The sequence below is a fragment of the Streptomyces sp. MNU89 genome, from assembly GCF_020982505.1.
Lineage (GTDB): Bacteria > Actinomycetota > Actinomycetes > Streptomycetales > Streptomycetaceae > Streptomyces > Streptomyces xinghaiensis.
Genome location: NZ_JAJKLL010000001.1, coordinates 465,481 through 480,057, shown reverse-complemented (window position 1 = coordinate 480,057; position 14,577 = coordinate 465,481). Strand labels below are relative to the sequence as shown.

General features: G+C 72.1%; 14 protein-coding genes, 2 pseudogenes and 1 riboswitch. Of the genes and pseudogenes, 4 read left to right on the top strand and 12 right to left on the bottom strand.

Annotated elements, in window-relative coordinates; genetic code table 11:
- Nucleotides 1-114 precede the first annotated feature (114 nt).
- Both E4N63_RS02195 and E4N63_RS02190 read right to left on the bottom strand, forming a co-directional pair.
- The gene (locus E4N63_RS02195) at nucleotides 115-1,041 is read right to left on the bottom strand and encodes a F510_1955 family glycosylhydrolase (RefSeq protein ID WP_230239751.1); all 927 of its coding nucleotides are present in this window, start codon (nucleotides 1,039-1,041) and stop codon (nucleotides 115-117) included.
- 175 nt (nucleotides 1,042-1,216) lie between these two features.
- Nucleotides 1,217-2,440: a PP2C family protein-serine/threonine phosphatase gene (locus tag E4N63_RS02190; RefSeq protein WP_230239750.1), complete on the bottom strand. Its 1,224-nt coding sequence runs from the start codon at nucleotides 2,438-2,440 to the stop codon at nucleotides 1,217-1,219.
- A gap of 929 nt (nucleotides 2,441-3,369) precedes the next feature.
- Nucleotides 3,370-3,584: riboswitch (cyclic di-AMP (ydaO/yuaA leader) on the top strand.
- A 72-nt stretch (nucleotides 3,585-3,656) separates the two neighbouring features.
- Between E4N63_RS02190 and E4N63_RS30905 the strand changes: the two genes are divergently transcribed.
- Nucleotides 3,657-4,655 carry a transglycosylase family protein gene (locus E4N63_RS30905; RefSeq protein ID WP_308188629.1) on the top strand — a complete coding sequence of 333 codons (999 nt, stop codon included), beginning with the start codon at nucleotides 3,657-3,659 and terminating at the stop codon, nucleotides 4,653-4,655.
- A gap of 97 nt (nucleotides 4,656-4,752) precedes the next feature.
- Here the strand turns inward: E4N63_RS30905 and E4N63_RS02175 are convergent, their stop codons facing one another.
- Nucleotides 4,753-5,601, bottom strand: a complete 849-nt coding sequence (locus tag E4N63_RS02175; RefSeq protein ID WP_125622251.1) for an alpha/beta fold hydrolase — start codon at nucleotides 5,599-5,601, stop codon at nucleotides 4,753-4,755.
- Nucleotides 5,602-6,573: 972 nt separating this feature from the next.
- On the opposite strand from E4N63_RS02175, the gene E4N63_RS02170 reads away from it, so the two are divergent.
- On the top strand, nucleotides 6,574-6,954 hold the full coding sequence (locus E4N63_RS02170; protein ID WP_230239749.1) for a hypothetical protein: 381 nt from the start codon (nucleotides 6,574-6,576) through the stop codon (nucleotides 6,952-6,954).
- Nucleotides 6,955-7,093: 139 nt separating this feature from the next.
- Here the strand turns inward: E4N63_RS02170 and E4N63_RS02165 are convergent, their stop codons facing one another.
- The 6 genes from E4N63_RS02165 to E4N63_RS02140 all read right to left on the bottom strand — a co-directional run bounded on the left by E4N63_RS02165 (nucleotide 7,094) and on the right by E4N63_RS02140 (nucleotide 12,100).
- Entirely contained in the window at nucleotides 7,094-7,480 is a 387-nt protein-coding gene (locus E4N63_RS02165) for a hypothetical protein (RefSeq protein ID WP_019708163.1), read from the bottom strand.
- 152 nt (nucleotides 7,481-7,632) lie between these two features.
- Entirely contained in the window at nucleotides 7,633-7,971 is a 339-nt protein-coding gene (locus E4N63_RS02160) for a hypothetical protein (RefSeq protein WP_230239748.1), read from the bottom strand.
- Nucleotides 7,972-8,069: 98 nt separating this feature from the next.
- The gene (locus E4N63_RS02155; RefSeq protein WP_125622255.1) at nucleotides 8,070-9,554 is read right to left on the bottom strand and encodes a cell wall metabolism sensor histidine kinase WalK; all 1,485 of its coding nucleotides are present in this window, start codon (nucleotides 9,552-9,554) and stop codon (nucleotides 8,070-8,072) included.
- Nucleotides 9,551-10,258, bottom strand: coding sequence for a response regulator (locus E4N63_RS02150; RefSeq protein ID WP_125622257.1), 708 nt, complete (start codon nucleotides 10,256-10,258; stop codon nucleotides 9,551-9,553). The genes E4N63_RS02155 and E4N63_RS02150 overlap by 4 nt, the downstream gene beginning before the upstream one ends.
- 55 nt (nucleotides 10,259-10,313) lie before the next feature.
- The gene (locus E4N63_RS02145) at nucleotides 10,314-11,042 is read right to left on the bottom strand and encodes an ABC transporter permease (RefSeq protein ID WP_228430363.1); all 729 of its coding nucleotides are present in this window, start codon (nucleotides 11,040-11,042) and stop codon (nucleotides 10,314-10,316) included.
- A 143-nt stretch (nucleotides 11,043-11,185) separates the two neighbouring features.
- Nucleotides 11,186-12,100: an ATP-binding cassette domain-containing protein gene (locus E4N63_RS02140; RefSeq protein WP_125622261.1), complete on the bottom strand. Its 915-nt coding sequence runs from the start codon at nucleotides 12,098-12,100 to the stop codon at nucleotides 11,186-11,188.
- Nucleotides 12,101-12,314: 214 nt separating this feature from the next.
- On the opposite strand from E4N63_RS02140, the pseudogene E4N63_RS31375 reads away from it, so the two are divergent.
- A pseudogene (locus E4N63_RS31375) lies at nucleotides 12,315-12,389 on the top strand (SAM-dependent methyltransferase); the annotation flags it as partial.
- Here the strand turns inward: E4N63_RS31375 and E4N63_RS02135 are convergent.
- The 3 genes and pseudogenes from E4N63_RS02135 to E4N63_RS02125 all read right to left on the bottom strand — a co-directional run.
- Nucleotides 12,388-12,636: pseudogene (locus tag E4N63_RS02135) on the bottom strand (SAM-dependent methyltransferase); the annotation flags it as partial. The pseudogenes E4N63_RS31375 and E4N63_RS02135 overlap by 2 nt on opposite strands.
- Nucleotides 12,637-12,917: 281 nt before the next feature.
- The gene (locus E4N63_RS02130) at nucleotides 12,918-13,124 is read right to left on the bottom strand and encodes a DUF397 domain-containing protein (protein WP_230239747.1); all 207 of its coding nucleotides are present in this window, start codon (nucleotides 13,122-13,124) and stop codon (nucleotides 12,918-12,920) included.
- Entirely contained in the window at nucleotides 13,121-14,017 is an 897-nt protein-coding gene (locus E4N63_RS02125; RefSeq protein WP_230239746.1) for a helix-turn-helix transcriptional regulator, read from the bottom strand. The genes E4N63_RS02130 and E4N63_RS02125 overlap by 4 nt, the downstream gene beginning before the upstream one ends.
- A gap of 209 nt (nucleotides 14,018-14,226) precedes the next feature.
- Between E4N63_RS02125 and E4N63_RS02120 the strand changes: the two genes are divergently transcribed.
- Complete coding sequence (locus E4N63_RS02120) at nucleotides 14,227-14,550, top strand: Rho termination factor N-terminal domain-containing protein (RefSeq protein ID WP_125622267.1); 324 nt, start codon at nucleotides 14,227-14,229, stop codon at nucleotides 14,548-14,550.
- Nucleotides 14,551-14,577 lie beyond the last annotated feature (27 nt).

Here is a 14,577-nt window from a genome sequence, read left to right as displayed (position 1 = left end):
CGACCGGGCCGCGGGAAGGCGGGAACGGCCCGTCCCCGTGACGGGCCGGCCCTGGAGCGAGTCCGGAGCCCGGCGTGCGAACGCCGGGCTCCGGTGTTTCGGTGTTCTCCGGTCTCAGGCCTCCGACACGGCCAGCCGCCGGGTGAAGGACTTGCCGCCGTCGCGGGATTCATACACCCCGCTCCCGGTGGCGGCCAGGACGCGGTCGGCGTCGACGGCCGTCAGCGCCTGCGGCTGCCCGCCGGGCACGGTCCCGGCCTTCTTCCAGCTCTTGCCGCCGTCGGTGCTGCGGTGCACCACCCCGGCGGGGGCGATCCCGTACAGGGCGTCGCCCTCCGCCCAGGAGAGGTGCGTCAGCACGGGCTCGCTCCCGCCGCCGAAGGTTCTGCCGCCGTCGGTGCTCCGCGCGACGCCGCTCTGGGTGGTGGCCAGGACGGTGCCGGGGTCCTCGGGGCTCACGGCGATGTCCAGGGCCGCCAGTTCGGCGCGCTCGTCCCACTTCTTGCCGTCCTCGCTGACGCGCAGCAGACCGGCCGTGCTGTCGTAGCCGTAGACGGTGCCGTCGACCTCTTCGAGGGCGTGGAAGTCGGCCTTGCCCGCGAGGGAGAGGGAGGTCCAGGTCTTCCCGGCGTCGGTGCTCCGGATCAGCCCGCGGTTGGCGTGGTCGCCGCTTCCCTCCGCGGGGTGGCCGCTGCCGAGGAAGGTGTCCTTCCCGGCGACGGTGAAGCCCATGTAGTCGGCGGTGTCGCCCACGCGCTCGGAGGAGCCGTCGTCGTTCACCGCGATGACTCCGTGGTGCGTGGCGACGTAGAGCCTGCCGTCGCCGGGATTGACGCCGAGCCCGTGGATGTGGCTGATCCCGCCGACCGAGGCCTCCGGGCCGTGGGAATCCTCGGCGGACCCGGTGGACTCCGCGGAGGACGAACTGCCGTGCCCCTCCGGGCTCGAGTCGTCGGAGCAGCCGGTCAGGACGGCGGCCAGCAGGATCGCGGCGGCGGAGGCGGCGACAGCCGCGGAACGGGGACGGGAACGGGCTGGCATGCGGAAATCCTCGGGTCGGAACGGCGTGGGCTGCGTGCGGTCCGGCGTGCGGCGCACCCGGTGGTGAACCGGGCGGAGCCGCCCACCACCTCCTCCAACGTACGGCGTGGGCCGTCGGTGCCGCCCGGAGGGCGAGGGAGTGCGGGGTGGGAACTGGCGGGCCCGCGCGCCCGCCTCAGGGAACCAGTTCCTCCTGGCGGTCGCCGGCCCACTCGGCCAGCAGCACGGTCGCGTCGTCGTCGAGCCGGCCGTCGTGGTGCTCGAGCACCGCGTGCATCAGACGGCGCAGGGTCTCGTGCAGGGGAAGCCGCCCGTTGTCGTGGTGATGCATGACGAAGTCCACGAAACGGGCCATACCGAACTGCTTGCCGTCGGCACCGCGGGCCTCGGTGATGCCGTCCGTGTACAGCAGGAGGCGGTCGCCGGGCTCCAGCTGGTCCTCACAGACGGTCAACGGCAGGCCCAGGGAGGCGCCCATCGGGCCGGCCGGGGGACAGGCGAGCTGGGTGGGCCGGCCTCCCGCACGGATGACCACCGGCAGGTGATGGCCGCGGTTGACCCAGGCCAGCCGCCCGGTCTCCAGATCGAGGTCGGCCAGGATCCCGGTGATGTAGCGGCTGGTCCCGAACTGCTGGTTGAGCGTCTCGTCCACCATCCGGCTGGACTCCGCCAGTGAGGCGCCCTGGCGGCGGGCGTTGCGGCAGGCGGACACCGCGACATTGGCGGTGATCCCGGCGGTGGTGTCGTGCCCCATGGCGTCGAAGATGCCCAGGTGCAGATTGGTGCCGGTGAGGGCGTAGTCGTAGGCGTCGCCCCCGACCTCGTAGGCCGGTTCCAGGGCGGCGCTGACGGTGGCGTTGTGGCCGGCGAACGCGGGGGGCGGCGTGAGGTTCCACTGCATCTCCGCGGCCACGTTCATCGGCCTGCTGCGCACGAGACGGGCGTACGAGTCGCTGAAGGACCGCTTGCTGAGCAGCAGCAACGCCACCAGCGAGGCCAGATTGCGGACCGCGTCCCGGCTCTGCCCGTCCTCCGCGGCGGTGTCCCCGCGCATCATGCCCAGGCGCTCCACCCCGTCGGTGACCGGGGCCCACCACCGGCACCGGCCGGCCGCCGTCTCCGGGGCGGGTTCGGTGAGGATGGACACGTTCTGGTAGGCGCGGCCCGGCAGTGTGCCGTCGACCGCGACTTCCGCTCCGCCCTCGCCCGCGTCCGCTCCCCGGCCGGTCAGCTGCCGCATCACCTTCTGCTGGAGGTCCACCGCGAACAGCGCCACGTCGTGCAGGCCCACGGTCTCGGCGTGCGCGGCCACGACCCCCGGCAGCTGCTCCAGCGCCGTGGTGTGGCCGGCCTGCATCAGGTCGGTGAGCACCTTTCCCACCCGGACCGCGTCGGTCACGGTGTCCGCCTCCTTCCGGTCACGAGACTCCGCGGCGGTGCGGCGGCTCCCGGACGTCATCGGCCGGTTCCGCCCTTGACCGCGGAGATAGTTCCGTTTACCCATCGCCCCGGATGTCACCCGGTGCTTCCGGAACGGCACGCCACCGGGAGGGCCGGGACCGGCGCTGAGCAGCAGGTCAGAGCTCTTCTTCGGCCTTCTCCGTCCCCGTTACCGGCCACTGCGGCCCGCGGATCCGGAGCAGGCGCGTGTACGAACGGTCGCTGCACCGTCGGGATGCGTGACGGGAGCGGAGGAGCGGGTGCACCGGAGCGGCGGGCCGCCGCCCGGCGGCGGCATCCCGTGCGCAGGATCCGGCGACCCGGCCGCCCGGTCCGGGCGGCACGGCAGCCGCCACCGCGGCCTTCACCCGGTCTCGCGTCTCCCCGCCTCCGTCACCGCCACGCCCACGGCATCGCCGGGCCGGCCTGGTGGGCCAACGAGCCGCCGTACCCTGCTCATTGGCGACCGGCCCGCTCGGGCCCCCCGCGCCCGCATGCCGGGACCGGGGGAATCGGGCGGAGAAGAGCCGTCTGTGCGATGAATTTCCGATTCGAGGGTGTTCGGGGGGTAAGTCAACTCGGTGTGGAATGGGGCCGATCTGAGTCAAACCTCTCCGGCGCTGTGTCCCGGATCACATTCCCTGCTCTCCGTCCGCATGTCCTGAAGAGGCCTTCGGCCGCGACATTCCCCGATTCTCCTTCCACCGCCGAGATTTGAGCGCGCGAAGGGTTCCGGCCCTTTCACGCTCCGGTGAAGATCCGGTGCGCACGGTGTCCGCAATAGCGGTATCGGCCGCGGTTCGGAATGGGGTCGCTTTCTCTCACCTTGTCTTTACCAAATCGCTGTGTTTATGTGTCCTCGCCTCCGCTCGATGGCGAGGGCTCCACCGCCGGAACACGCCGAGTCCTGCCGCCCGGCCGGTGGAGAAACAGCAGATCAGCGCGGCAGGAGCGGGGAAACCACAGACTGCCGTACCGCGCGCTCCGCACGGTACGGCTTGGGGTGAAGCCAATTCCCGAATACGCCCCGGGCGTCAGGGGAATTGGCCGGGCAACTCCAGCCCGAATCCGACAGCTAACCTCGCAGGCGTCGGAGAGGACGCACAACTATGTCTCGTGGCCGCCACCGCCGTCCGCGCACTTCAACGATTTCCCGTCAGATCTCCCGCGTTTCCGTGGTCCTCACGGCCGGCGGCGCGGGTGTTGCCGCCCCCCTGCTGACGGCGGGCAGCGCGAACGCCGCTCCCGTCGCCGTCTGGGACGAGGTCGCCGCCTGCGAGAGCAGCGGCGACTGGGCCGCCAACACCGGCAACGGCTACTACGGCGGACTGCAGTTCTCCCAGTCCAGCTGGGAGTCGGTCGGCGGCACGGAGTACGCGTCGCGCGCCGACCTCGCCACCAAGGACCAGCAGATCGCCGCCGGCGAGAAGCTGCTCGCCGTCCAGGGCCCGGGCGCCTGGCCCACCTGCGGCCCCAAGGCCGGACTGTCCCGGGACTCCGGGGCACCGGACATCGACACGGCCGCGCAGCCCAAGGCGGCCTCCCCGGCCAAGCCGAAGGCCGCGCAGCCCAAGGCCGCCCCCGAGGCCGAGCGGAAGCGGACCGGCCCGGAGTCCTACACCGTCGTCAGCGGCGACACCCTCCACCGGATCGCCACCGCGTACGACGTCGACGGCGGCTGGAAGACCGTCTACGAGACCAACCGGGAGACCGTGGGCGACAACCCGCATCTGATCTTCCCCGGCCAGGAGCTCTCCCTCGACGCCTCCCGGCCCGGTGCCCGGCACAGCGGCGATGCGGCGCAGCAGGCGAAGCCCGCGGCCCCCGCCCCGTCCGCCTCCGGGAAGTCCTACGCGAACAACCTGGACGGCTGGATCCGCGAGGCCCTGGACATCATGAAGCAGCACGGCATCCCCGGCACCTACGAGGGGATCCACCGCAACATCATCCGGGAGTCCAGCGGCAACCCGAACGCCATCAACAACTGGGACATCAACGCCCAGAAGGGCACCCCGTCCATCGGCCTGCTGCAGGTCATCAAGCCGACCTTCGACGCGTACCACGTCCCGGGCACGGCCAACAGCCAGTACGACCCCGTCGCCAACATCGTCGCGGCCTGCAACTACGCGGCCGACCGCTACGGATCGATCGACAACGTCAACGGCCCGTACTGACCGCCCTGTCCGGATGTCCGGACCGGCGCACAGACCGCGCCGCGCACACAGAGGCCGGAAGGGCATGCACCCTTCCGGCCTCTCGCGTGTCGCGGGATCAGTTCCCGAGGAAGTTCATCAGCGCGTCGGTGACCTCCTCCGCATGGGTCCACAGCAGGCCGTGCGGTGCGCCCTCGATCTCCACGTACTCGGCGTGGGGGAGCAGCTTGCGCAGGGGCCGGGCGGTGGAGTCCACGGGCAGGATGCGGTCCCCGGTGCCGTGCAGGATGAGCGTGGGCAGGGCGAGCTCGGCGATGCGGGCCACATCGGCGCGGAAGTCGGTCGTCCAGGTGGCCACGCAGGCGAGTGAGGCGTGCGGGGAGGCGCCGGCCGCGGTGTTCCAGCTCGCCCGGACGGCCTCCTCGCTGATCCGGCTGCCCAGGTTCTCGTCGAGGTTGTAGAAGGCCTTGTAGAACTCGGTGAAGTAGGCGTAGCGGTCCTTGCCCACCGCGGCCGCGATCTCCTGGAAGACCTGGCCGTCCACCCCGTCCGGGTTGTCGTCGGTCTTGAGCAGATAGGGCTCCAGGCAGGCCAGGAAGGCGGCCTTGGCCACGCGCTCCGAGCCGTGGGCGGCCAGGTAGCGGCCGACCTCGCCGCTGCCCATGGAGAACCCGGCGAGGACCGCGTTGCGCAGGTCCAGGGTGGTCATCAGGGTGTGCAGGTCGGCGGTGAAGGTGTCGTAGTCGTAGCCGGTGGTGGGCCGGCCGGAACGGCCGAAACCGCGGCGGTCGTACGTGATCACCCGGTACCCGCCCTTCAGCAGGGCCGGGAGCTGCTTCTCCCAGGAGTCGCCGTCCAGCGGGTAGCCGTGGATCAGGACCACCGGCTGTCCGGCGGGGTCGCCGTGGTCCTCGTAGTAGAGCTCGATGTCGGTGCTGTTCTCACGGCCGACGGTCACTAGGGGCATCTGTGCGTCTCTCCTGACGTGGTGTCCGATGGAGGTAATAACGGGAGAGTAGGCAGAAAGGGTTGCCCGGCCGTGGAGGCGCACCACCGGGCGGAGACACACCGTGCCCCCGGCCGCGCGGCGGCGGCTGTCCCGGCGGGCACGCGGAGCGTTCCCCGGGCCCGGCCGGCTGCCCGGAAGGGAACCGCTCCGGGCCGTACGTCGTGGTAGGCACCGGGAGACGGCTTCGCGGACACGCGGGGCCGAAGGGCGGGAACGGGAGGGACGGCGTGGTCGCGAACGGCGCGGTGCGGATCGACGGGAACAGTCTGCTGCTGGGCGGCGGGGTGAGGGTCCGCTTCATCCGGACCCTGCGCCTGCCGGAGACCGGAACGCATCCGCTGCCGCCCGGCCTCGGCGAGTTCCCCGTGCGCCGCGTCGAGGACCATGCCGGCACCGTGCCGCAGGCGATGCGGGAACGCGGCGGGGTGCTGCTCCCCGTGTATCTGCGGGAGGCGATGTGGCTGAGCTTCGCGGGCAGCGCGGAACCGGCCGCGCTCCAGGTCGGCGTCGGCAAGGTGTGCGCCGTCTCCGGCGAGCCGTGGACCGGCGGGCTGCGGCGCAAGCCGCAGAACTATGTGGTCCTGCCCCGGCAGCCCTGGCTGGACGGCATCAACTCCGGCAAGGGGAAGGTGCGTCAGTTCGTCGCCGTACCGCTGGGCATGGGCGCCACGGTGGAGGGCCAGGTGACGGGCGAGGAGACCTGGGGCGGCGTGCAGCTCCAGTCCTTCCCCCTCTCCGGCCCGGCGCTGGCGGCGTGGCGCGAGGAGCAGCGCCGGCGCGCCGAGCGCCAGGCGGTCGTACGCGCCCGGTACCGGAGCGCGGCGCCCCCTCCCGGCTCCGCCGGAGCCGGCGGGCCCGCTTTCGCCGCCGCGGCCGCACCGCCGGAGCGCCCCCGGCCCCCGGCGCGGCGGCCCGCGTGCGGCGGCGGCCATGGGCCTGGGCGTCGGCGGCTCGATGCGCCAGGAGGTGTACCGGGACGACCGGCCGCTCTCCGACTGGTCGGAGGAGCCGGCCGGCCGCGTCTTCGTCCACCTGGTGACCCCGCCGGAATGGCGCCGCATCACCGGCGAGGAACCGCCCCCGTCCCCCGTGGACCGCGCCGCGTACACCCGCGCCGGCCTGCCCTGGTACGACTACTACGACGAGGACGCGGCCGACCTGGCCCCCACGGACACCCTGGGCGGGGTCAAGCCGGTGGGCGAGTGGCTGGGCGACGACCACACGCCCTGGCAGCCCCCGTCGCCGCACCAGACCCACCCGCTCGGCGACGCGCCGCAGCCGGGTTCACCGGTGCAGGACGGGGACTGGTGAGGACGGGCGGCGGGCGCATCCCGCGACTGACGGGAAGCCCGCCGCTCCTCACCGGGCAGAAGCGCAGTTCGGCTCGCGCGTCGTCACGGCGCGTCCGGGAGCCGGTCCGCGCCCTTCCGTCCGGCGGACCGTCCGCGAGTCAGCACTCCCCGCGCCAGCGGACCTTGACCAGCCGGACGCTGTCGCCGAAGTAGCCCTCGTACTGGCCGGGCCCCGGGTTGTAGTGCACGCATATCGAGTGCGGGCCGGAGCCACCCCAGGTGTACCAGGTCATGGTGACGTGGTCGGCTCCCGGGTAGGCGTATCCGTTGTTGAAGAACTTGTTGATCGACACACTGCCGGACCAGTTGCCGGCAGTCCTGATGCTGGGCGTGCCGACCGGGTACGCCTCGCCGTTGGACCAGCCGCAGAAGTAACCCTTGGGACAACCGGGCGGGTTCGGTTCGGCGGAGGCCGGTAAGGCGGTGCTCCCCACCATGACGGTCGCCGCCGCCAGGGTCAGCGCGGCGCGGATGCTTCTTCGCACAACTCCTCCTCGATCCATCCTCGATGGGACGATTCGGGCCCATGCTGGCCCCCCGACCGAGTGAGCACAACGGGAAACCGGCTGTATGGGCCGACTTCCGTTGCGGAAAGCGGCCCGGTGGGCCAAGGGGCTGCCACGGGCCCCCGGCGGGATCAGTACAGGAGATCTTCGGGACGCCTGGAGAGGCGGTGCAGACGGCGTCCCGCGCTCACCATGGCGTGCAGCAGCCGGTGGCCTTCCGCCGGGGAGACGAGGCCGTCGACCGCTGCCTGGCTCATGAGGTCGCACGTCTCCTTGGCCGTGATGCCCCGGCGGCGCGCGAACGCGCCGGCGGACCGGTCGTCCGTGATCCACAGGGAACCGCGGAACTCGGACCGGCGCGTGATCAGTACGCAGGTCTCCGCCTCACCGAGGTGCTTGGTCGGCATGAAGGCGTTGGCGCGCACCTCGGTGGGATCCTGCTGGCGTCCGGGCGCGACGCTGTTCCCCATGCGAGGAATCGGTCCGGCGTGGTCGCCCGGCACGGGCTCCGGAACTGCGGGCTTCCGAGCCGGGAAGCGCCGTCCGGCCGGGCCGGCCCGGCCCCGGGCTACGGGGCCAGGGGCAGCAGGACCCGGACGGTGGCTCCCGCGCCGGGGGCGGTGTGGATCTCCACTCGGCCCCGGTGCGCCGACACCAGCGAGTCGACGATGGCGAGGCCGAGACCCGCCCCGCCCCCCTCGGCCCGGCCGCGGGCGCTGTCCGCACGGTAAAAGCGGTCGAACGCACGGGCGGCCTGCTCCGCCGACATGCCCGGCCCCTCGTCGCGCAGTTCGAGAACCGCCCGGCCCTGCTCGGTACCGACGCCGATCCGTACCGGGGTGCCGGGCGCGGTGTGGGCGATGGCGTTGCCGACGAGGTTGGAGGTCACCTGGCGCAGCCGCGCCTCGTCGCCGAGGACCGGCGCGCCGCCCGGACGACCGCCGCCGGGCCCCGTGAGGGTGACCGGGCGTCCGGGATCGAGCGCGCGCAGGTCGTGCAGCGCGTCGGCAGCCAGGGTGCGCAGGTCCATGGGGGTGAGCCGGAGCGGCAGGTCGGCACCGGCGGCGCCCTCGTCCAGGCGGGCGAGCAGCAGCAGGTCCTCGACGAGCCGTACGAGCCTGCCTGCTTCGCGCTCGATGCGGCCCATGGCGGCGTCGACGTCGGTGCGTTCGGGCATGCCGCCCATCCGGTACAGCTCGGTGAAGCCCTTGACGCCGAAGAGGGGCGTCCGCAGTTCATGGCTGGCGTCCGCGAGGAAGCGGCGCATGCGCTGCTCGGTCGCGTCCCGGGCGGCGTCGCCCACTTCGATCCGGTCCAGCATGCCGTTGAGCGCGGCGGACAGACGGCCCAACTCGGTCCGCGTCGAAGCCGGTTGAGGGACACGGTGCGTCAGGTCGCCGCCGGCGATGGCCGCCGCGGTCGCCTCGATCCGGCGCAGGGGACGCAGCCCGGCGCGTACGGCGAACCAACCGACCACGCCGAGCAGCATGAGCACCAGGGAATCGATGACCAGCACCCGGACGCCGAGCTGCCGGATCGTCGCGCCGACCTGCGAGAGGGAGCCGGCGACGACGACACTGCCGCCGTGCGCGGCGCCCTCGCCCGGTGCCTCCCCGCCGGCCCCCACGATCGGTTCGGCGATCACCCGCCACGCGTCGCCGCCGCCGGCGGACGGGGCCTCGAAGGGGCGGCCGCCGCGTGCGCCGACCGCCGCCGCGTCGAGCGCCGGCAGCCCGGGGGCGTTTCCCTCGGCCGACCGCACGACGCGCAGCACCCGGCCCTCCGCGTCGAGGTAGGCCAGGTAGAAGTCCCCGGACGGCGCCCGCTCCACGGGGCCGCCCGCCACGCCGGACGGTACGGGTACGCGGGCGGCCACCGCGGCGGCGGCGCGCAGCCGGTCGTCCACCTGGTGCACCAGGTCCCGCCGGAGCAGGGTGACGAGCACGGCGGTGCTGGCGAGCAGGGCCGCCACGAGCAGCAGCACGGAGATCGTCAGCAGCCGGCCGCGCAGCGAGAGCCGGCCGCCCCGGCCGCGTACCGAGGGCCCCTTCACGGCCGGGGCTTGCGCAGGACGTAGCCGGTGCCGCGCACCGTACGGATCAGCCGGGGCTCCCCGCCCGCGTCGATCTTGCGGCGCAGATAGCTGATGTAGGAGGCGACGATGGAGTCGTCGCCTCCGAAGTCGTAGTGCCACACGAGTTCGAGAAGCCGGGCCTTCGACAGCACCTGTCCGGCGTTCTCCATCAGCACGCGCAGGAGGCTGAACTCCGTGGGGGAGAGGTGTACCGGCTGCCCGGCCCGCGTCACCTGGTGGCTGTCCGGGTCCAGTTCCAGGTCGCCGACGGTCAGCCGGCCGTCCTCCTGCAGGCCGCTGGTGCGGCGCAGGACGGCCCGGATCCGCAGGATCAGCTCCTCCAGGTTGAACGGCTTGGTGACGTAGTCGTCGCCGCCCGCCCGCAGTCCGCCGATCCGGTCCTCGGGCGCGTCGCGGGCGGTGAGGAACAGGACCGGCGGATGGCTCGCCGCCACCGGGGAACGCCCGTCGCGCAGTTGGCGCACGACCTCGAAGCCGTCGATGTCGGGCAGCATCACGTCGAGCACGATCAGGTCGGGGCGCCGCTCGCGCACGGCGGCCAGGGCCTGGGTGCCGGTCGCGGCCGGGAGGACGTCAAAGCCGGCGATCCGCAGGCTCGCGGACAGCAGTTCCCGCAGCGTCGGCTCGTCCTCCACCACCAGGAGCCTGGGTGATGCCGTCATCCGTCCCGTCCCGTCCCGTCCCCGACCGGTCGTTCACTTCCGGGCTCGCGGCCCGCTACGCGTCGCGCCTGCGGAAGACCGCGAACGCGGCGGCCAGCAGGGCCGCGACGCACGCCGCCATGACGGCGAGTCCGGACCAGGGTGCCAGCAGCGCCGGGTCACGGTAGCCGGTGATGATCTGACCTCCGGCGACGGGCGGCCAGTACGTCGCCAGCCAGTCGCCGAGCGCCCCGGGCAGTGCCGGCGCGAACGCCTGCACGATCAGCAGCACACCGAACAGGGTCGTCACCGTCGCCGTCGTGCTGCGGATCACCGTACCGAGAGCGAGCCCGAACAGACCCGCCAGTGTCAGATACAGCCCGCAGCCCACGACGCCGCGCAGTGCCGTGCCGTCCGACAGTTCCAGATACGGAGCACCGGCCGCCTCCAGCGACGCCTGCCCGATCAGAAACCCGCCGAGGGACACCAGCAGCCCGACCGGAAGCGTCACACCTACCAGCGCCAGGGCCTTGGCCGCCAGGACGCGGACCCGGTTCGGCACGGACGTCAGCGTGCCGACGATCGTGCGGGCGCCGTACTCGGAGGTGATCACCAGGCCGCCCAGCAGACCGAGCGCGATCTGTGCGAGCAGATAGCTGCGCAGGCTGATGGCCAGGGGGTCGAAGGCCGCCCGGTCGGCGCTCGTCATCGCCGCGTACTCCTCCCCGGCGGACGTACTGCTCAGCGCGGCGAGCCCCATGCAGAACGCCAGGGTCCCGAGGACCACGTAAAGGGTGGACCGCATCGTACGGATCTTGATCCACTCGGCGCTGAGGCAGTGCCGGAACGTCGCCCGGCCCGCCGTGCCCGGGGCCGCGGGCAGCCTCTCCTGCCGCGCCGGTGCCGTCGCGTCCCCCGCCGCCGGCCGTGGCCGTGTTCCCGTCCGGCTCATCGGCTCGCCTCCCTTTCCGCCCGGTACTCCTGCACATCGCGGGTCAGCTCCATGAACGCCTCTTCCAGCGAGACCCGGCGGCTCGTCAGCTCGTGCAGCTCCACATCGTTCGCCGCGGCCAGCGCCCCGATCTCCGCCGTGTCCAGACCGGTTACCACCAGGGTGTCCACACCCTCCTCGCGCACCGTCGCGGCAGCGGGCAGCGCCCGGCGCAGCGATCCGGCCCGGGGGCTGCGGACCAGCACCTCGCGGTCGGAATGCGCTGCGATGAAGGCCTTCATCGTCATGTCCGCGATCAGGCGGCCGCGTCCGACGACGATGAGATGGTCCGTGGTCAGCTCCAGCTCACTCATCAGATGGCTCGACATCAGCACGGCGCGGCCTTCGGCGGCCATCCGGCGCATGAGGTGACGGATCCACACGATGCCCTCCGGGTCGAGACCGTTGAGGGGCTCGTCGAAGATCAGAACCGGTGGATCGCCCAGCAGGGCCGCGGCGATCCCCAGCCGTTGCCGCATCCCCAGCGAGAAGGCCCCGGCCCTGCGTCGGCCCGCGTTCCCCAGGCCGACGTCGTCCAGCACCTCGTCCACCCGGCTGCGCGGGATCCCGTTGCCCGCCGCGAGAGCCAGCACGTGGTGGTACGCGGTGCGGCTCGGCAGCACCGCCCCCGGGTCCAGCAGCGCGCCGACCGCCCTCAACGGCGCGGGCTGCGCGGCGTGGGGACGGCCGCCCACTGTGGCCGTCCCCGAATCGGCGGATTCCAGACCCAGGATCAGACGCAGCGTGGTTGACTTCCCCGCGCCGTTGGGTCCCAGGAAACCGGTGACCTCCCCAGGACGGACGGTGAACGTCAGGTCATCCACGGCGAGGATCTCGCCGTAGCGTTTGGTCAGTCCGCGAACTTCGATCATCAGGGCTCCAGAACCGGTGGTGTGTGCCGTGCAGGCGATCGCCGCCTGCACGGCCCCACACTCGTCCGCCCGTCTGTGCCGGACCTGCACGTGGATGGGAGCACTGTGGGAGCCGGAAGCCCTGACCCTCGGAAAAGTCCGGGCCAAGAGGCGCGCCGCACCGCGAGTTCACAGAAACTCACAGAAACCGGGCGTGCGTGGCAGGACCGCAACCGAACTGACGGGCCCCTACGACCTGATCCACGACTCCGGGTGCTTCCACCACCTGCCGCCCCATCGCTGCATCAGTGGAGGGCGTTGCGGCCCGGACCGCAGCCCAGATCGAGAGCCCGGCCCGGGACGATCAGGCCCCGGTCGAGGTACGAGACCAGGTTCTCGTCCGGCTTGGGAACGAAGAACGGGACGGGGTGCGAGCGGTCGGCGTAGAAGCCGTCCCACCAAGAGGCCCCGCCGGCGGTCCACCGGTCGGCCTCCGGCGCGAACAGGCCGTCCAAGAGCTTCAGTACGTCGTCGACCGTGCGGATGTTCCGGTCCATCAGATCCCCCTTGTCCGGGGGCAGAACGCTAGGCGGGAAGACCGTTCATGCCCAGACCGGGCCGTGTTGCCCGGCGGCGTGAGCGGGCGGTGAGGAGGTCTGCGAGGGTGCGGCCAGGGCCTCACCCCGGCCCGTACGCGCCCGGTTGTTCCCGCCCTTGCCGAGGGCTCCGAAGCGGGGTCTCCGCGCGGCGCCGGAGCGGGTTTCCGGGGAACTTCCGGACGGAGAAGGGGCGTCACGGACCAACGTCCGCGACGCCCCGGAATGCCGGGTTGCTGTGATCAGCGCCCGGCGGCGAAGTCCACGAAGGCGACCCACGGGGCGCTGCCGAACGACAGGCGTGCCCCCTGCGCGTTCTTGGAGTCCCGGACATGGACGGTGGCGGGCTCCACGGCCACCTCGACGCACTCTCCGCCCTCGCCGCCGCTGTAGCTGCTCTTGAACCAGACGAACCTTGTGGTATCCGACGCGGACGCCGCTGCGTTCATCGTTCCCTCAGCATCTTCTCGATCAGGGCCAGGGACTCGCGCGGGGTGAGCGCCTGGCCCCGAATGCCTCCATAGCGAGCCGCCATGATACGGACCTGATCTTGATCTGTAACCAGGCGGCTGACTCCCTGGACTTCCAGATAGGCCACCGGGTTCTTGCCCTTGGGGGTCAGGAGAACGAATGGGCCGTCGTGGCCGGCGTAGTCCTCGCAGCTCAGTGGCAGCACCTGAATCGACGTGCTGCGGAGCTGTCCGAGGTGGTGAAGATGCCTCAGCTGCGCCAGTTGGACCTCCCGTCCTCCGATCCGGCGGAGCAGCACGGACTCGTCCAGGACGGCCGTGACGATCGGGGAGGGCCACCTTGTCAGCAGTTCCTGTCGTGCCAGCCGCGCGGCAACGCGCTGTTCGATGACCTCTTCGGGTAGCAAGGGCTGCCGCAGACTGAAGGTGAGCCGCGCGTAGTCCTCCGTTTGCAGCAGCCCCGGCACCGTCAGCGTGCTGAAGAAATTGAGTTCTACCGCCTCTGCCTCGATACGGGCGTAGTCGCGGAACCAGGCCGGGTGGCGTACACGGGCGCGGGTCTTCGCCTTGACCACGTCGTCTGTCACACCCGCCAGCAGGCCGCCCGCGTCCAGGGCCTGGTCCGCCGCCTCCAGGAGTTCCGGTTGCGGGACGCGTCGGCCGCGTTCGACCGACGAGATCAGGTCTTCGCCGTAGCGCAGCCGTTCGCCCAGTTCCCTCTGCGTCAGGCCCGCCCGTTCGCGCAGCAGCTTGATCTGCTTGCCGAGTGCGCGGAAGAGGTCTGTCGTGCCGTCGCTGTCCTCCAGCGGGTCCTGGTGGTGTTCCGTCTCCGGGTGTTCTCCTGCCTCGGGCCGGGATTCCAGTTCTGCCATGGTGGTTGCCCCCTCTCCCATCGCTCAACCGATCCGCGCGCGTCCGGTTACTGCCGCCGGGGCGGACATCGGCCCGGCTTGCCGGTACATCCGCCGCCTGTACTGGAGGCAGGGTGCGGTGCGTCCGGAGTCCGTCCGCCCAGGGGTTATCGACCCTGCCCGGGGTACGCGGGGACCAGACGTACAAGAGCTCCGAAGGAGGACAAACCATGCCGGGCAAGTCCGGATCCAAGCGTGAGCGGCAGTACGAGCACATCAAGGAGAGCGCCGAGGAGCGCGGCGCCGCCACCGGGCGGGCCAAGGAGCTGGCGGGCCGCACGGTGAACAAGAAGCGGGCGCAGGCGGGGGAGACCAAGTCGTCCAGCGGTTCCGGCGGCTCCAGCCGTTCCGGCGGTTCGAAGGGCTCCGGCGGTTCCAAGAGCTCCGGCAGCTCCAAGACGCGGGACGAGCTCTACGCGGAGGCCAAGAAGCGGGGTGTCGAGGGGCGCTCCTCGATGAACAAACAGGAACTGGCCCGGGCGCTCGGCCGCTGACGTTCCTCAGCCGTCAGCGGGCCCCGG